16 protein-coding genes are annotated in these 18,356 nt (G+C 53.0%); 11 read left to right on the forward strand and 5 right to left on the reverse strand.

Features of this window, described 5'->3' with window-relative positions; genetic code table 11:
- From ACQ9LF_RS12350 to ACQ9LF_RS12400, 11 genes are all read left to right on the forward strand, one after another.
- A partial coding sequence (locus tag ACQ9LF_RS12350) for a chemotaxis protein CheW (RefSeq protein WP_462489718.1) occupies nt 1-216 on the forward strand: 216 nt, incomplete at its 5' end.
- Between the two features lie 137 nt (nt 217-353).
- Complete coding sequence (locus ACQ9LF_RS12355) at nt 354-2,504, forward strand: methyl-accepting chemotaxis protein (protein ID WP_462489719.1); 2,151 nt, start codon at nt 354-356, stop codon at nt 2,502-2,504.
- Between the two features lie 36 nt (nt 2,505-2,540).
- Nucleotides 2,541-3,047 carry a chemotaxis protein CheW gene (locus ACQ9LF_RS12360; RefSeq protein ID WP_462489720.1) on the forward strand — a complete coding sequence of 169 codons (507 nt, stop codon included), beginning with the start codon at nt 2,541-2,543 and terminating at the stop codon, nt 3,045-3,047.
- 28 nt (nt 3,048-3,075) lie between these two features.
- A complete protein-coding gene (locus ACQ9LF_RS12365; protein WP_462489721.1) occupies nt 3,076-3,450 on the forward strand; it encodes a response regulator in 375 nt (124 codons plus the stop codon).
- 40 nt (nt 3,451-3,490) lie between these two features.
- On the forward strand, nt 3,491-3,976 hold the full coding sequence (locus tag ACQ9LF_RS12370; RefSeq protein ID WP_462489722.1) for a chemotaxis protein CheX: 486 nt from the start codon (nt 3,491-3,493) through the stop codon (nt 3,974-3,976).
- 7 nt (nt 3,977-3,983) lie between these two features.
- The gene (locus ACQ9LF_RS12375) at nt 3,984-5,411 is read left to right on the forward strand and encodes a CBS domain-containing protein (RefSeq protein WP_462489723.1); all 1,428 of its coding nucleotides are present in this window, start codon (nt 3,984-3,986) and stop codon (nt 5,409-5,411) included.
- Between the two features lie 27 nt (nt 5,412-5,438).
- Entirely contained in the window at nt 5,439-8,012 is a 2,574-nt protein-coding gene (locus tag ACQ9LF_RS12380) for a chemotaxis protein CheA (protein WP_462489724.1), read from the forward strand.
- Between the two features lie 12 nt (nt 8,013-8,024).
- Complete coding sequence (locus ACQ9LF_RS12385) at nt 8,025-8,876, forward strand: CheR family methyltransferase (protein ID WP_462489725.1); 852 nt, start codon at nt 8,025-8,027, stop codon at nt 8,874-8,876.
- Nucleotides 8,877-8,883: 7 nt separating this feature from the next.
- A complete protein-coding gene (locus ACQ9LF_RS12390) occupies nt 8,884-9,375 on the forward strand; it encodes a chemotaxis protein CheD (protein ID WP_462489726.1) in 492 nt (163 codons plus the stop codon).
- A gap of 10 nt (nt 9,376-9,385) precedes the next feature.
- Nucleotides 9,386-10,438 (forward strand): protein-glutamate methylesterase/protein-glutamine glutaminase, encoded by a 1,053-nt coding sequence (locus ACQ9LF_RS12395; RefSeq protein WP_462489727.1) that lies wholly within the window; start codon nt 9,386-9,388, stop codon nt 10,436-10,438.
- 24 nt (nt 10,439-10,462) lie between these two features.
- Nucleotides 10,463-12,370, forward strand: a complete 1,908-nt coding sequence (locus tag ACQ9LF_RS12400; RefSeq protein ID WP_462489728.1) for a CHASE4 domain-containing protein — start codon at nt 10,463-10,465, stop codon at nt 12,368-12,370.
- Between the two features lie 103 nt (nt 12,371-12,473).
- Here the strand turns inward: ACQ9LF_RS12400 and ACQ9LF_RS12405 are convergent, their stop codons facing one another.
- The 5 genes from ACQ9LF_RS12405 to ACQ9LF_RS12425 form a co-directional block, all read right to left on the reverse strand.
- The gene (locus ACQ9LF_RS12405) at nt 12,474-13,091 is read right to left on the reverse strand and encodes a PEP-CTERM sorting domain-containing protein (protein WP_462489729.1); all 618 of its coding nucleotides are present in this window, start codon (nt 13,089-13,091) and stop codon (nt 12,474-12,476) included.
- A 121-nt stretch (nt 13,092-13,212) separates the two neighbouring features.
- Nucleotides 13,213-14,469: a hypothetical protein gene (locus ACQ9LF_RS12410; RefSeq protein ID WP_462489730.1), complete on the reverse strand. Its 1,257-nt coding sequence runs from the start codon at nt 14,467-14,469 to the stop codon at nt 13,213-13,215.
- 100 nt (nt 14,470-14,569) lie between these two features.
- On the reverse strand, nt 14,570-15,889 hold the full coding sequence (locus ACQ9LF_RS12415) for a PKD domain-containing protein (RefSeq protein WP_462489731.1): 1,320 nt from the start codon (nt 15,887-15,889) through the stop codon (nt 14,570-14,572).
- Between the two features lie 93 nt (nt 15,890-15,982).
- A complete protein-coding gene (locus ACQ9LF_RS12420; protein WP_462489732.1) occupies nt 15,983-17,671 on the reverse strand; it encodes a FecR domain-containing protein in 1,689 nt (562 codons plus the stop codon).
- On the reverse strand, nt 17,668-18,210 hold the full coding sequence (locus tag ACQ9LF_RS12425) for a sigma-70 family RNA polymerase sigma factor (RefSeq protein WP_462489733.1): 543 nt from the start codon (nt 18,208-18,210) through the stop codon (nt 17,668-17,670). Before ACQ9LF_RS12425 ends, ACQ9LF_RS12420 begins: the two co-directional genes overlap by 4 nt.
- Between the last annotated feature and the right edge of the window lie 146 nt (nt 18,211-18,356).

Below are 18,356 nucleotides of genomic sequence, written 5' to 3' on the forward strand. Positions count from 1 at the left end.
GAAGGGCGATCCTTCAATGCGGGTCTGATTGTGGATCGGGTTCAGGAAGTCCTGGATATCGGTCAGGAAAACATTGACGATGCCCCGCAATTCGGCACGGATGTCAATACCGATTTTATTCTCGGTATCGGCAAGGCCGGCAGCTCCATCAAGATTCTGCTGGATATCGACCGTGTTCTGGAAGGTATGGGCACATTGATGGCCGGGCAAGCATAGCCAGCTTGTGCTAAAAAACGGAACGGTTGGGGTCCTCCGCGAGAAACCGCCCCCAGTTTAGCGCAGGCATATCCCTTTGCCAGACTACGACGGAAACGTCCGTCATTCGATTTTAATATACTTTTTGGGAGAGCCTTATGTACGCAAAACTGACACTGAGGACGAAACTGCTGATTACAGGGACCGTCTTGACAGTGGTGCCGCTGCTGATTGCAGGGGCAGTCACCTTGTATCAGAACAAGCGCATGATTACCTTCGCCACGGAACAGGCAGATAGTGCCGCCCGAACCGACCTGGACCATATCGCACAAAATGTGTACGCGATGTGCCAGGCCCAGCAGGAATCGATTGAACAAAACCTCAAATACTGTCTGAATGTCGCTAAAGAAACACTCAGTCTGACAGGACCCATCAGCCTGTCTTCCGAAACAGTCACCTGGAATTGCATCAATCAAAATACCAAGGCATCACAGACAGTGACACTGCCCAAGATGATGGTCGGTCAGACCTGGCTGGGACAGAATACGGATATCAAGGAATCGTCGCCAGTGGTGGATAAAGTGAAAAATCTGGTCGGTGGAACCTGCACTATTTTCCAGCGAATGAACGATGCGGGAGATATGCTGCGGGTTTGCACCAACGTGGAGACCCTCGAAGGCAAACGGGCCATCGGCACATTTATCCCGCGCACTCAGCCTGACGGCAGTCCCAATCCAGTGGTCACGGCGCTGTCGGAAGGGAAATCCTATATCGGACGGGCTTTTGTCGTCAATAAGTGGTATATTACCGCCTACGAACCGCTGTTTGATGAATCGAAAAAAGTCATCGGCGCCCTGTATTTTGGCATTCCGCAGGAAAGTGTTGCCTCGCTTCGCAAAGCCATTATGGATGTCCAGGTCGGCAAAACCGGCTACATCTTTGTCCTCGACAGCAAGGGCAACTATGTCATCTCCAAAGACGGCAAGCGCGATGGGGAGAATATCTGGGACGCCAAAGACGCCAGTGGCACTGCGTTCATTCAGGAAATCTGCACGAAGGCAATCGCCCTCAAACCCGGCCAGATTGCTGAACAGTTATATCCCTGGAAAAATGCCGGCGATACTGAGGCTCGGATGAAAATCGCCCGGATTGCGTATTTTGGTCCCTGGGACTGGGTTATTGGTGCCAGTTCCTATCTGGACGAATTCCAGGAAGGCCAGATTCAAATGCAGAAAGCCGGCCATTCGGCCAGCATCCAACTGGGAATCCTGATGCTGGTATCGTGTGCTGTTACGCTAACCTGCTGGCTGCTGATCGCCGGCAAACTGACCGGGAAACTCAATTCCATCGTGGGGTTGCTTGCCGAAGGCTCTGAGCAGCTGGCGAGTGCCTCCGAACAGATTTCCTCTGCCTCCCAGTCGCTGGCACAGGGAGCTACCGAACAAGCCGCCGGTCTGGAAGAAACCTCCTCCAGCCTGGAAGAAATGTCCAGCATGACCAAACAAAACGCCGCCAATGCCACGCAGGCTAACACCCTGGCCTCCGAGGCCCGCAAGGCTGCTGACCATGGAGCCGATTCGATGAAGCGGATGGCCAATGCCATCAACGATATCCGTAATAGTTCGGACGAAACGGCCAAAATCATCAAGGTGATTGATGAAATCGCCTTCCAGACCAACCTGCTGGCCCTCAATGCCGCCGTCGAAGCGGCCCGGGCCGGGGAAGCCGGCAAGGGATTTGCCGTCGTGGCCGAAGAGGTCCGAAATCTGGCCATGCGGTCAGCCGAAGCCGCCAAGAACACAACCAACCTGATTGAGCAGTCGGTCAATCACAGCCGCAACGGCGTCCAGATTTGCAGTGAGGTCCAGAAAGCCCTGGATGAAATCGTCAGCGGAATCGCCAAAACCACCGATCTGGTTGCTGAAATTGCCGCGGCCAGCAAGGAACAGGCTCAGGGCGTGGATCAGATTAATACCGCCGTATCGCAGATGGACAAGGTCACCCAGCAGAATGCCGCCAATGCCGAGCAATCGGCCAGTGCCAGCCAGGAATTGAATCATCAGGCATCACTGCTTAAAAACGTTGTCCAGGAATTATCTGCGTTGGTCGGTATTCAGATCAATCACACCTTGCAGACAGGCTCCAAAACGCCGTCGGCATCCGTCAAAAAAACGGTCAAGCCCAGCCTGAGTGATCATCTTTTCCATCAGATTGCTGACGGAACACCCAATCGGCAGGATACAACGAAAACATCCCCTGCCAGCATGCTGCCGCTGGATGACCATGATTTCAAGGCATTTAACGGATAGAACAGAGTACGCTAAGGCTCATTGAGGACGATCGATATGACTACCGCAACCATCACAGAAACAAAAAACACCGGCCTTGAAGGCAAATACCTGACTTTTGCCCTCGGACAGGAACAGTACGGCATCGGCATCCTGAAGGTCCGTGAGATCATCGGCTATGTGCCGATCACTCCCATGCCCAGAACGCCGGCCTATATTAAAGGCGTCATCAACCTGCGGGGCCAGGTCATCCCGGTTCTGGATCTGCGTCTGCGGTTTGAGATGCCTGCCGCCGAGGTCACTGACCAGACCTGCATTATCGTCGTCGAAGTCAGCCTCAATAACCGGATGCATCATGCCGGGCTGATTGTGGACCGTGTTCAGGAAGTCCTCTATGTGGAGGGCAAAGATATCGAGCAGACCCCCCAGCTGGGGGCTGTTGTTCGGGCCGATTTTATCCTCGGCATCGGCAAGGCCGACAACGGCATCAAGGTCCTGCTGGATATTGACCGTGTGGTTCAATCCGATGCTGTGGCAGAACTGACAAAAAATCAACCAATTTAGCATGTATTTCATGGACAAGGAGTAAGTTATGTCAAAATCGCTGATGATTGTGGACGACTCAGCCACGATGCGAAAAATCATTATGAAGACCATCCGTATGTCCGGGCTGGAATTCGACCGTACGGAAGAGGCTGGCAACGGGGCCGAGGCGCTGGAAAAAATGAAAGGCTCAGCCGTTGATATTGTGCTGTGCGATATCAACATGCCGGAGATGAACGGGGTGGAATTTGTCAAGCAGGCCCGCCAGATGGACTGCAGCAAAAACACCAAAATCATCATGGTTTCCACGGAAAGCAGCCAGGACCTGATTGATAATCTGATGAGCAGCGGAGCCAATGGCTATATTACCAAGCCCTTCACTCCGGAACGCTTTCAGGAAAAACTGAGCCCCTTTATGAACTAACCGAAATCGGACTGTAAACCATCGCAAGAAAGGAAAACACATGCTGGAACAAATGACAATGGAACAGACCATTCTCGATGCAGCCCGAGAAGTCTTTGAAACCATGATCTTTATGGATATCGAGCCTGCCGGTTCTGAACCCCAGGACAGCTCGCCTGAAGGCGCCGCCCTGATGGGCTCCATTACCTTCCGCGGCGGCTTGGAAGGATGTCTGACTATTTGCCTGTCCGAAGCCTGCGCCCGAAGCATTGCCGCCAATATGCTTGGCATGGACAGCGGCGATCAACTGAGCCTGTCGGAAGTCGGTGATGCCGTCGGAGAAGTCGCCAACATGACGATGGGCAGCATCAAGCACCGCATTCAAAACACCTATACCGATCTGCAGGTCTCCATCCCTACCGTCGTGTCGGGACGGCAGTTATTCCCGATGCCCGGGGAGGACTTTACGCGAGGACAGGTCAACACCACGCTGGATGAAATCTTCCCTGTCACGTTTTCCATGTATTATAAACAAGCCCAGAATTGAGCCCAATATGCCCCTGCAGCAGATACAACTGGCTACCGAACTGGAAGGGCTGACACAGCGTGCCTTTGATGCATTCTGTGAAGACATTGCCGGGATGTTCGACTGTTCGATGCAGACTACTGAACAGAAAGTCCTCCGCGGCAATGTCGGACAGCTTAAGAAAGAGTTCGGCAAAATTACATCCATCAATACCCTTCAGGCCCAGGGAACCATCAACGGCCAGTGTGCCATCTGGTTCGACCAGGCGGCCCTGTTTATCCTGTCGGGGATTGTTGTCATGCTGCCGGAAAAACGCATTCAGGAACAGGTCAAGACCGGTGCCCTCAAAGATGCCCAGGCCCTGACCGATGCAATTAAGGAACTGGGCAATCTGATGACCGGCTCCTGGGACCGCATCTTCCGACAAAGCCTGCCCGGACACAAGCATCTCAAGCAGGTCAATGTATATATCGGCCCGCTCTGGACGAATCCCAAAGAATCGATTCAGATGGAACCGGACCATGAATGCCTGATGATTTTAAGCAAAATCAAAGTCGGAGCATTCGAACCGGTACAGTGTGCGGCAGTGTTTCCGATTGAAACACTCGAACCCAAGGCCGCAGACGAACCGGCCCCCCAACCCCAATCCGAACCCCAGGCCGCAGCGGACAACGCCGATAAAACACCGGCCCCGGATACGGCCTCTGCACTCTCACAGGGAACGTCTCCGGCCCCCACCACGCCAGACCCAACTCGGGTTGCCGGTGACCCCTCTGCCAACTCGCCGCAGACAGCCCCCGCAGAACCGGTGGTTCAGGTCGAGACTGTCGAGCAGGTGCCGCAAGCCAGCCCGGTCTCCAAAGCCATAGAACAGCTTGTCGGTTCCGGACAACCGAGCCTGGTCTGCTCATACCCGACAACCGCCGGCCCCTTGGGAACCCTGGATTTGAATTGCCCGGTGCAAAGCCTGGTCGGCACCCCCGCTGTCTGGATTGACCCGGACGCCAGCATTCAGCAGGCCATTCTGCTGATGCAGCAGCACAACACCAGTTATCTGCTGGCCGGCAAAAATGGACAGCTTGAAGGGATTCTGTCGCGGTCCGATACCGCCGCGGCAATCAGTCCCTATACCAAGTCCATTTTTGCACATTATCGCCGTCCCCAGGATGATGCCACCTTCCAAATCCGCGTCAAATGGTTTGTCAGCCGCCCCGTCCGTGCCATCCGGCCGGAAACCCCCCTCTGGGCGGCTATCGATACACTGTGCAAATATGCCATTCGCTGCCTGGTGATACTGGATTCACAGCAGCAGGTAACCGGACTGATAACCGTTTTTGACATCTTCAAGAAAATACTCTCGACCGATGGATCGACTCTGGCCGGCCAAATCTGTCAGCTTCCGCCATTTCTTGCGGATATGACAGCACAGCCGCCCCGGGCCGCATCACGAGATTAAGATTACAGGACAGACACAGGAGTGGATATGAGCGACAACAAGGCAATGCTGAAGAATCTCATTGAGCAGGCAGCAAGTCAGGTTATGCTGCTGGATGCCGAGAAGGCCTGCGACATGGAGCAGTTCAGAACGCTGTTTGAACAAATCGTTTCCGCCGCCAGCAATCTGGATCACGGACCTGAATCTGTTGTCGCCCGCTTTCAGAGCCTTGGTGCGAATGCCGCCAGCATAATCAATGCCGCACTGAGTCAGCAGAATCAGGGACAAACCGACTGCGTCGATACACTCAGTCACATGGTCAGCGATCTGCAGACTCTGCTGACTGAAATCGATCGCACCGCCGGCCAGCCCCCTGCCCAGGCCGCCGCCCCATCCCTGAACGAAGAAGACCTGCCGCTGATTATGGATTTTATCAACGAATCCCGCGAGCACCTCGAAAACGCTGAATCGGCTCTGCTGGAAATCGAACATCATCCCGAAGACGAAGAAACGCTCAATAGCATTTTCCGGGCGTTTCATACTGTCAAGGGAACGGCAGGCTTTTTGAATCTGACCGACATCAATAAACTGGCCCATTCGGCAGAAAATCTGCTGGATATGGCCCGCAAGGGACAGATTAAACTCATTGGCGATGCCAGCGATGCGGCCCTGGCATCGGTGGACATGCTCAAAGGCATGCTGGCCAGTCTTGAAGCCGCCGCCACTCAGGCCGGCAGTTATCAGCCGCCTGCCGAACTGGCCGCCATGATCAGCACCCTCGAAAACCTTGCCGCAGGAGAGTCCAGCCACGCCGGCTCCGAACCAATCACAGCATCACAGCCCGGTTCTGAGGCCCCAGCCACACCCGCTGCCGCCCCTGTTGCGGAATCGGTTGCAGCCACCATCACCTTCACCGAAGATGATCTGCCGCTGATTATGGACTTCATTAACGAATCCAAAGAACACATTGAAAACGCTGAGGCCGCCCTGCTGGAGCTGGAAAACAATCCCGAGGATGCCGAAACGCTCAATAAGATCTTCCGTTCTTTCCATACCATCAAAGGCATGGCCGGGTTTCTGAATCTGACCGACACCAATAAACTGGCCCATGCTGCCGAAAATCTGCTGGATATGGCCCGCAAGGGACAAGTGAAGCTCACAGGCCCCTTCAGTGATGTTACCTTCGCATCGATCGATATGCTCAAAACCATGCTGGCGGCCATGGAAACGGCTGCCGGACAGAACACCGCCTATCAAACACCCGGCAATGTCGATGCCCTGATTGCCCGCCTGCATGACTGTACCAGCGGGAACATCACCGACGCGACTGCGGCAGCAAAACAGCCCAAGCCGGAACCGACTTGCGAACCGCTGAAGGAAACTGAAGACCATAAACTCGATGCCATGCTGGCTGGCGAGAAGGAAACCCCTGGCGCCGCCGCAGCGAAAGCGGCTGAAGAGAAAATCAAGGTCAGTACCACACGCCTGGATGACCTGATCAACATGACCGGTGAACTGGCGGTCGCCCAGTTGATGATCGCCGAAGAAGTCAGCAAATCCTGCAATAATGACAGTGATTTATACCGTAAAGTCGCCCATCAGAACAAAATCGTCCGGCAGCTTCAGGAGTTGTCCATGTCGATGCGGATGGTCACTGTGCAGGGCGTCTTCCAGAAAATGGCCCGACTTGTCCGGGACTTGTCTCGTAAGGCCGGCAAGACCATCGACTTTGTCACCAGCGGTGAGGATACGGAACTGGACCGCACCATCGTGGATAAAATCACCGACCCGCTCATTCACATGATGCGCAACTCCGTCGATCACGGCGTGGAAACCGCCGAAGAACGCAAAGCCAAAGGCAAATCCGGGACCGGCCATATCTATTTGCGAGCCTATCATCAGGCCGGTTCAATCATCATTGAAATCACCGACGACGGCCGAGGTCTCAATCGCGACAAAATTCTCAAGAAAGCGATTGAAAAAGGGCTGATTGCCAAAGGCCAGGATTTGTCCGATGATGAAATTTACAAGATGATTTTTATGGCCGGTTTTTCAACCGCCGACAAAATCACCGATGTCTCCGGCCGCGGCGTCGGCATGGATGTGGTTCGCAAGAACATCGAATCCATCGGTGGTAAAATCGATATTCGAACCCAACTCGACCAGGGAACGACTTTTCTGATCCGTCTGCCGCTGACCCTGGCTATCATTGATGGTCAGATTGTGACCCTCGGTTCGCAACGCTATATTATTCCGATTAATTCCGTTGTGCACAGCATCCGTCCGACCGCAGATCAGATTTCTACCGTGCAGAATCGGGCCCAGATGGTCAAAATCCGCGACATGCTGATGCCTCTGGTTCCGCTGCATAAGCTGTTTCATGTTGCTGATGCCCGACAGAATCCGACCGAAGGGCTTCTGGTCGTGGTCGAAGAAGGCAATCGCAAGTGCTGCCTGCAGGTTGATGATCTGCTGGGCCAGCAGCAGGTTGTTATCAAAAGCATCAGCGGCCTGGGCAATATCAAGGGGGTGTCCGGCGGTGCCGTCATGGGAGACGGCAGAGTCAGCCTTATTCTTGATATCCCCGGCCTGATTGCATTGGCTCAAACGCAAATGTATTAAGCGAGGTTCCCTATGCTCGGACTATCTGTCTTACAAGATAATCTGGTCCTGACTGATCAGGAATTTGACCAGATCAGTGCGCTGGTGTATGAACACTGCGGCATTGATTTGCATGACGGTAAAAAAGAACTGGTGCGTTCCCGGCTGGGCAAGCTGCTGCGGCAGAAAAACTTTTCCAGCTTTGCCGACTATTACAAATATGTTTTGTCGGATTCCTCCAAAACCGCACTCACCGAATTGACCGACGCCATCAGTACCAACCTGACCTCATTTTTCCGGGAATCACAGCATTTTGATTTTGTCGCTCAAACACTTCTGCCGGAACTGGCCAGCCGCAAAACCGGCTCTGTCAAAAAAATCCGCTGCTGGAGCGCCGGCTGCTCATCGGGTGAAGAACCCTATACCATCGCCATCACCCTGCTGGAAAGCCTCCAGCCGGCTGACGGCTGGGACATCAAAATCCTGGCCACCGACATCTCCAGCCGTGTCCTGCAACGAGCCGCCGAAGGCATTTATGATGCTGAACGCATCGCTCCTGTACCGCCTGCGGCTAAAAACCGGTATCTGTCCAAAGTCCGCTGCAATGGTCAGCCGATGTACCAGGTCAGTCCGGTCCTCAAGAAGATGATTGTCTTTAAATACCTGAACCTGATGGAGCCCTGGCCATTCAAAGGCCCCCTGGATTTTATTTTCTGTCGAAATGTCATGATTTATTTCGACAAGCCCACCCAGCAGAAGCTGGTCAACCGCTACTGGGACGTACTGGATCGCGGCGGGTACCTGTTCACAGGCCACTCGGAATCCCTGACGGGTATTACCCACAAATTCCGTTACGTACAGCCAACCATCTACAGAAAGGATTAAGGCCAGGATGCTAAGCACCTCACGAAATATCACGGTACAGGTCTCCGACGCCCGCGTCTCCAGGGACCCAGACAGCATTCTGGTGACTTACTCACTGGGATCCTGCATCGCAGCTACCTTTTACGACCCCGCCATTCGCATCGGCGGCATGATTCATTATCAGCTGCCATCGTCAACGATGGACCCGGCCCGGGCTGCCCGGGAACCGCTGATGTTTGCCGATACCGGGATGAAACTCCTGCTGGATCATCTGGTTTCCGCCGGGGCTGACCGCCGACGCATTATTGCCAAACTGGCAGGCGGAGCCGCCATGGACAACGGTCCCAAAGGTTTTGAAATCGGCAACCGTAATTTTCTGGCCGCCCGTAAACTGCTCTGGCAGTTTGGCATCATGATCAAAGGGCAGGAAGTCGGCGGCAATGTCCCCCGGAATATGTATCTCAATATCGCTGACGGCACAGTGACCATCAAGGCCAACGGCATCGAAAAAATTATTTAAGGATACGATCATGACAGTGACCACTCAACTACATAAAGTATTAATCGTGGACGACTCGGCCATTGTACGTCAAGTGCTCAGCAAAGAACTCAATACCCAACCGGGAATTGAAGTCATCGGCACGGCTCCGGACCCCTATATTGCCCGCGACAAAATCATCAACCTCCAGCCGGATGTATTGATTCTCGACGTCGAAATGCCCCGCATGGATGGCATCACCTTTCTCAAGAAAATTATGGAACATCGCCCCATGCCGGTTATCATCTTCAGCTCTCTGACCCCCAAAGGCAGCAAAACCGCCATCGAAGCGCTGGCGGCAGGAGCCGTTGATGTCGTCGCCAAACCCGGCCAATCCTACAGCGTCGGCGATGCCTGCAAAACACTGGCCGACATCATCCATTCCATGTCCTCCAAAGCCATTCGTCCGATGCCGGCACGGACCGCAGCTCCCGCCAAAGCCAACACCACCGCCGCCTCCCATATGGTCGAAACCACACAGAAAATCCTGGCCATTGGAGCCTCCACCGGCGGCGTTCAGGCTCTGACCTGCGTCCTGACCGCCCTGCCAGCCACATCACCGGGTGTCGTGGTTGTTCAGCATATGCCGGCCCAGTTTACCAAATCCTTTGCCGACCGGCTCAACTCCGAATGTGCCGTTCATGTCAAGGAAGCCCAGGATGGCGACCGTGTTCTGCCCGGTCAGGTGCTGATTGCCCCCGGCGGCTATCACATGGTACTCCAGCGATCTGGTGCCATCTATTATGTCAACATCAAAGACGGCCCTGCTGTCTGTCACCAGAAACCCAGTGTGGAAGTGCTGTTCAACTCCGTCGCCAAAATCGCCGGCCCGAATGCCGTTGGGGCGATTCTGACAGGCATGGGCAACGACGGGGCAATGGGTCTGCTTGCCATGCGGCAAAACGGGGCTCACACCATCGCTCAGGATGAAGAAACCTGCGTGGTCTTTGGCATGCCCAAGGAAGCCATCGCCAAAGGCGGAGCCGAACTGATTATGCCCCTGGATAAGATTGCTGAAGGACTGCTGAAATTCGCACGGGAATAAAACAACCTTTGAAAAAGACTGCTCATGTTACTGCGCAATAAGATTGTATCAATGCTGCTGATTGCAGGCCTCTGTTATGGCCTCGTGGACCTGGCCGTTCAGAAGTGGATCATTCTGCCCAGCTTCGAAGCGGTGGAAAACAACCGCGCCCAAATCAACATGGACCGCTGCATTCTGGCTTTGAAAAACGAAATAGAGCATCTGAATCGCTTTTGTTACGACTGGTCTGCCTGGGATGACACCGCCCTTTACGTTCAAGGAAAAAAAGAGGATTTCATCCAACAAACCATTTCCGACGAAGTATTTCTGACTCAGCATCTGAATGCCATGATCTTTCTTGACGCCAAAGGCAACTATGTGTGGGGCCAGGTCGTCAAACTCGGTGAAAAGGAAATCACTCCGCTGGAAATCGAAGAACTGTCCCCGGCAAAGCTATGTCGCAATACCACACTGATTAACCATCCCGAACCGGAACATTCCGTGGCCGGAGTCCTTCTGACTTCCGCCGGACCTCTGATGATTAGCTCACGTCCAATCACGAATAATCTCAACACTACCCCGATTGTCGGCACACTGATCATGGCCCGCCTGGTTAATGATGAGATGATGAATCCGCTCAGTAAGCAGACCCAGGTGGAGTTTGAATGGTGGAGTCTGGCGTCGCCGGCCACACAGCAGGCCCTGCAGCCGTATTTATCCCAACTGCCGACTCCGGAATCCTCTTTTCTTGAAAAACCTGCGGATGATAATATCGTTGCAGTGTACAGGACATTCCCTGATATTTATCAGAACCACTCTCTGCTCATCAAAACCAAAACTCCCCGGGATATCACAAGCCGAGGTCTTGCCGCCGTCCGTTTCGCACAATTTTCATTGTTGGCCGGCGGAGTGGTGATTCTGGTAGTGTTATTGGTTATACTCGAAACAATTATTATTAACCCCCTCAGCACCGTCACTCATTTTGCCCTTGAAATCGGCCGTTCCGGCGACCTGACCCGCCGTCTTCATCTGACCAGTCGGGATGAAATCGCTTCGTTGGCCGATTCATTCAATCAAATGGTAGCCCAGCTTCACCAGGCCCGCGTGGACCTGATGGAACGGTCCTATCGTGCCGGCATCGCGGAATTGGCCTCTGGTATCCTGCACAATGTCCGCACTTCTCTGACGTCCCTGCGTATTGAAATCGAGTCCCTCAACCAGCAGATTCAGGACCTGCCGCTGCAGCATATCCGCCAGGTCCGTCAGGAACTCGATACGCCTGACCTGCCGCCTCAGCGACGTAACGAACTGAAAGAATTTATGTCCATGGCCGAACAGACTTTGGCCGAAACCATGGGTCGGCTCGCAGACGGCCTCCAGAATATCGCCGACCCCATCGGCCAGATCGAACAGAGTCTGATTCAGCCCGACCGGCTCAGCCGCAGCGCCGATGCGATCGAACAATTCAAAATTACTGAAATACTCCACGACTGCATCGCCATGCTGCCCAAAGGGTCCCGCCAGGATATTGACATCCGCATCGATCCCGGACTCAACAACATTGCCCCGCTCAAAAGCAACCGCGTCGCCCTGACCCACATCCTATGCAACCTGCTGGCCAACAGCATCGATTCGATCCGGAACGCCGGCGTGAATGGCATCATCACCATCAACGGCGGTCTGGATACCCTGGTCGGGAAACGCGTCCTTCATCTCATGGTGCAGGACAACGGCCTTGGCATGACCGAAGACCAGCTCAACCAGATTTTCCAGCGAGGCCATACCACCAAGCAGACCGCCAGCGAGGGCTTGGGCCTGCATTGGTGCGCCAACACCATTAACGCCATGAACGGCCGTATCTGGGCTGAAAGCCGCGGCACCCATCAGGGCGCCGCCTTCCATCTGTTGTTCCCCTATGAACCTGTTGCCGAAACCACAGGCTCCAACGCTTGAGCAGTCCGAACAACAGACACTTTCGCATCCCCATTGCCAGATGCAAAGGTCTGTTCGGCAGTCCTCTTAAACCAGACTATGCCCGCAGGGACAGATAATAGGTTTATGCTTTGCGGCGTTTGAGCACAGCCAACACACCCAGTCCGAGTATCGACAGTGTGGCTGGTTCGGGGATGACGGCAACGGTGGCATTGATGTTATCCAGCCACAGGGTACCGCCGCCGGAGTTGGTTACGATAAATAATTCGGCCCAGCCGCCGGCACCATTCTGGACGAAATTATCACGGATGCTCTGGGGAATCGTCCAGGTCAGCGTATCCGTTCTGGGACTCCACGGTACCGCTCCATACTGATTGCCCAGGTCCTGCCAGCCGCCGGTTTCACTATTGACGATAAGAATCACCTGAAGCCACCAGTTAGGAATTTGGCTATTGTCATTTCGCGTGGTAAGATCCAGGCTGAGTGCTTCCATATTTTTCAGCACATCCATCTGGGATTTCATATCCAGCTTCATAATCGTACCCCAGCCGCCCGGGAAAAGCACTTCCAGCGAACTACTGCCATTGGTTACTCCGAAGGTGGAGTAGGTCCCGGTGGCCGTATTCTGCATCACCCAGTTGTCCATAGTCCCTTCAAAGTTGCCCAGATTGACGGTAGCGGCCCCCGAGGCAAGACTCAGGCACAGTATCGCAGCTAAACACAGTAAAACGGACTTTTTCATCTTCTTTCCTCCGAAACAAATGGTTTGGTTTTCATAAGGACGGGCAGCCCAATGCCGCCCGCCATACCAATTCCTAATTATATTTAAGCCACAGCTTGATAGCTACACAAACCGCAATTGGCTACTGACAATGGGTAATGAAATCGGCACAGTTCAGCCAGTTTGAAGCCAGGATCATCAGATCATTCATCTCAACCTGACAATCCTGGTCCAAATCCGCTCCGTCAAACCAGGGAGCATTCGGCAGCCGGCGAGCCGCATCACAGGCCGAAGTCCCGACCGTGATGCGAACGGTATCGGTACCGATTAATTTTGTATCATTGACATCCAATTTAATATCATAAACACCCGGCAGCGTAAACGGAAGAGTCAGCGAGGGTTTATTGGACACAGGAAAGATCAGGTCGTCAATACGATTGGAATTGTTTGCTTTGGCCCACGAATACGTCAGACTGGCCTGCGGAACCGGTCTGTCATCATCACTGACAAGCGGCGTCAGCGTTACATTCACCTGCCCCGGAATGCCATCCTGACCCAGCCAGACAACCCGATCGTTGCCCAGGCTGACCACTGGCGGCTGATTGATGTACGACGTGAACTGCCAGTGCTGACCTGGGAAATTGGGTTCTGCAGGCGGTACCGTTCCCCGATAGGAATCCACAACCCAGTGATAGACCGTGTTATCCTGCAAAGGCGGCAGCTCACTTAACGCAAGGGTCTGGACCGCAGCGGGATTCAGAATCGTCTTGATTTTGGGCAGTACTTCGGTCCATTCATCGTAATTCGGATCGGCGGGATTAGGCTCAGCCGTGCCGAAATAGACATCATTGGCTGTAACGCCGTCGATATTCTTCCAGCTCAGTTCGGTCAATACGGTCGGATCGGCTTCGGTGTTATGGAAGGGATTGGGATCATAGGCATAGGTGTGCGCCGACAGGACTTTGAATTTGAAGTCCATTTTGGAGCCGGACTGGAAAATAATCAGCAGGTTGGTACAATCCTTCTGATTGGGAATCCCGGAGGTGTCATTAATATCAATAGTGACGGTTTTGGTTTCTCCAGGTTCTACCCCCACGCCGGGTCCCGTCTGCCACCAGCCATTGAACGGGGTACTTGCCCCCAAAATGATGGTAAATTGGGCTGTGCCGATGTTGGTCACGGTCATCTTCCACCCTTTGATATTAATACCGGTCATAACATTAGGCAGCAGGGAATCATCGGTCGGATTAAACTGCATCCACCACTGGCTGCTAGTGTTATTCATATTGCTGGAACTCCAGGTATCCAAGACGACATTCAGTGTTACCCCCGCGGCCTCAGCTCCGTTCCAGGCGGCTAATTCATGATCTTCGAGGACATAATAGTTGTCCGTATCCATATAGCCTGCCTGCAGAAGTGAGACAAGGCACAATAGAATTATCAATAATAGGCTTTTCATAGTATTTCCCTTTCACGAATCTATGCACTAATCAAACCCGTTAGTTGCAGTTGGTTACGGTATCAATACAGTTCAGCCACGCCGACGCCATCGCCTGAAAGTCTCCCAGATTCACAAGGCAGTCATAATTGATATCGGCTGTATTGTGGGTATTGGGCCTCCTCAGTGCGGCCTCACAGACTGTGTCATCCACATGAAATTCAACTACACCAACACTGCTGCGCTGGCCGTCACTAACCGTCAACTGGAATTGATAGGGATGACCTTCTTCGATAATCGTAATGGCGGTATCTTCCGAGGCGGGAGATTGGATTACCGCCGTAGCGGGACCGGCAAGCTGTGTCCAGGCATACGAGACAATCGGGCCGTCATCCACAACCGTTGCATCAAGAGAGACGATGACCTGGCCCGGAATCCCGCCTTGTCCAAGATAAGGATAAGGCTGTTCAATAGTGACCACCGGAGCGGCATTAAACTGTGTCTGGAAACTCCAGATGACCCCCGGAAAATTGGGGTCACCGCCGGGAGCATCATACCCATCTACCACCCAATAATAGGTTTTGCCGTCAACCAGGGGAGCGGGCAGGGCAATCGAAGGAGACAGTCCGGGATTATTCAGGGTAATCACCTGGCTTAATCGGGTTTGATAATCCAGGTAATTGGGTTCTGAATCCAATTGGCCAAAATAAATTTTATTCCGGATTACGCCGGCCGGATTGGTCCAGCTCAACACCGTCTGACTGCTGCGAACCTCCATAGCTCCATCCGCCGGGTTTGGAGCAGAGGCCATCTCAGGCAAATCCAGTTCGATAAAATCGTGGGTGGTGTGTGACCAGCCGGATTTAATACGAATGATATTTTTGCCGGCAACCAGGTTCACAGCCATTGGAATATCCCGTTTGGCATCATCCCAGGCGGCCCACCAGCGGCTTAAAAGCTGAAACTGGACCTGCGTTCCATAGGTTACTATCGAATTGCGGAAGCTCTCAAATTTGCTGCTGGGGCGGGGATAGGGATCCCAGTAATAACCGCAGTTCCAGTTCTGGTCCACAAAGGGGGTCGTCATATCATTGACATAAATCAAATCGTACTTCTGATCCGCAGTCCCGTTGGCGTAAAAACCGAGGCGCATCGGAAAAGTATTCGGCTCACGCACATTTACGACATAATCAATCGTACCTGCAGGGTCTGCATTGACAAGAAATACCCCTTTTCCTCCGGAAGCATCTGCATACAGATCGATGCGTGCGTTCGGGCCAGACAGGATCGCATCCTCAGCCTCAAAACGAACCCATTTGGCTGCAGCCATCGGGGCCAGCAGGCACACACACCATAACACAATCAATACCTTGCTTCTCATGACTTTTTCCTTTCCCTATGTGTATCATATTCACCTGTCGATGACACTATCATGCACTCGATGCAGCAACGCACTGCACTGGGATTGACTTTGCTAATCGGCAGATTCGATTTCGAACCTCGAATCTCCCAGTAAACACAAATCATAATGATTGGCATTAAAGCCGGCCACGCGAATCGCACCGCCGTCGGTCACCAGAATAGAGAGGAATCGGTCTTTGGATGTCAGCGGCACATCCAGATTGATCAAGCTGTCCCATCGCACCTTTTCTGCCTTCGCACGGAGCCGGCCATCCACGGCAATCCAGACATCAAACTCAGTACTGGCAGGCGCCCCCTCCTCAACGCCCATGATTTTTCCGTAACTGACCGAATACGCCGTTCCGGCCGTTGTGCAAAATCGGTAAATCTCCCGCCCAGCAAAGTGTGCCCGCACCGCATTTAAATCAATCGTTACACCGAGGTTGGCATGCATAAAAAGCGACGAGAATACAAAATCCAGCCGGCGGGTCTTCATATAGCGTTCCTGAATCTCAGGAAAATAGCGTGAATCGTTATTAAAGCTCAGTTCATTATGGAAGATGCCCGTCGTCTGGGGACAATCCGCAAACACATGCCCCTCCGAGCTGACAACCTGATGTTTGCCATTGGGCACAAAAATGCCGTCTATAAAGGGACAGGTCGGGATGGTCCGATAGGTGTTGGGAGCAGGATGGTAATCTCCGTAAGGAAAATCGCTTTTCTGGCCGGTGATCGGATCGAAATTGGCATACGCAGCGGTTGAGGTTCCAAAACCGCTGCCGCCCATGACAAGATCGCCCAGGCTGACCACCTGCTGGCCTTTCCAGATGTCATGGTTGTCGGAATCAATCCGGCGAACAAAAGAATTCGTCTTGCAGGGGATTTCTGAAACCGTTGCAGTCAGTCCGGAAATGCGCCAGGCTTTCCCCTTGGTAACCGTGTGCATGGTTTTTTCAGACCGGCTGCCAGCAATCAGCATGGTCTGTCCTTTGATGACATGAAGTTCAACCGTTCCATCTCGGGCCGTATCCACGCCGAACTCGGTTCCCAGGTCGATAATTTTGGAATGCTGCGTGTAAATCGTAAACCCCAGCGCCTCCTTTGGTACGCTGGCATAAACACGACCATACATCAGGTTGACCTGATCGGGAGTGGCAATCTCAAATTGGGCCGGGGCCTCAATGACAATCCTGGCCTGATTATCGAACAGAATTTCAGCAAACCCCTTATCCAGAACCAGAGGTTCCCGCCGGGTCGACAACCGCGTGCCGTGCCTGAATGTCGTATTCGATCCCAGCCATTTGGCATCAATACTGTCCGTCAGCGTCGCTACCTCACTGGCCGGCGGCGGAGCCATGCGTACAAATACAATCATCAGAATCAGCGCTGCCATGGAAACGATTGCCGTATAGAGAGGAATGGAATGACGGGATTTGGGTGCCGCTGGAACAGCAGCCGGCACCGCAGCCGCAGCGGGCAGCACCTTTTCGACAACCGGTGCGTTTTTTTCATATTCCGACAACTGATTCCAGAGATTGATATCCAGCAGGTGTTCACCGCCATCCGTTTGTCGGGCATACTGTCGATAGCCCGGATTTTTCAACTGGACATACAGCCTGATACACCGGCAGTAATAATCCAGGGCCTCCGGATCGCTGACAATGCGATGTTCCAGATACGCCGTCTGTTCCTCCGAGATGCTCTGCTCCAGCGATTTTAGAACCAGAAGGCATAATTCATGATTGTCTTTCAAATGGTTCACGACAACTCCTCCTGCTGAGTCCGCTGGACACACGCAATCAGAAAAGTATGAATGCGGGTTAATGTGCTGTATAATCCCTGCACCGGCCTGTCGATCCGTTTGGCTAATTCCTTAACCGATATATTAAGCTGATACCGCATCATGATCAGTTTGCGATCCTTGTCATTGAGCCGGTTCAGGCATTTGTGCAGCAGCTCATGAGATAAGTCATTTTGTTCCTTACTGGACAGATACTCCGAGATCGTATCCAGGGTAGACGAGGAGAACTTGATTCGTGAATTGGATTTTTCTCGCTGGAGATGCATGATTTTATATCGGGCAATCGTCACCGCCCACGATGCAAAATCTGTACCTGGCTCATACTGGTCAAACTTTTCCCACAATACCGCCGCCGTTTCCTGCAGGATATCTTCGGCATCCGGCACGCTGGGAACCAGCATGAGGATGTAGGTTAGAATCAAATTGTGATTGGCCATCAGCAGTCGGATGTATTCCGTATGCCGCAAATCCTTAGATGGCTCCTGTCTTATCGATTCCATAATCACCCTTCTCTAACCAACCACCATCTCTCATATATTAATTCCAAACCTTGACCCAAATTAGGCTAAAATATTTGAGAAAAATAAATTTTTCTGTTTTGGATATTTTAGATGGACATACAGCAATTATACATATATAGCCTGCT

The sequence above is a fragment of the Anaeroglomus insulsum genome (genome assembly GCF_050689095.1).
Classification (GTDB): domain Bacteria; phylum Planctomycetota; class Phycisphaerae; order Sedimentisphaerales; family Anaerohalosphaeraceae; genus Anaeroglomus; species Anaeroglomus insulsum.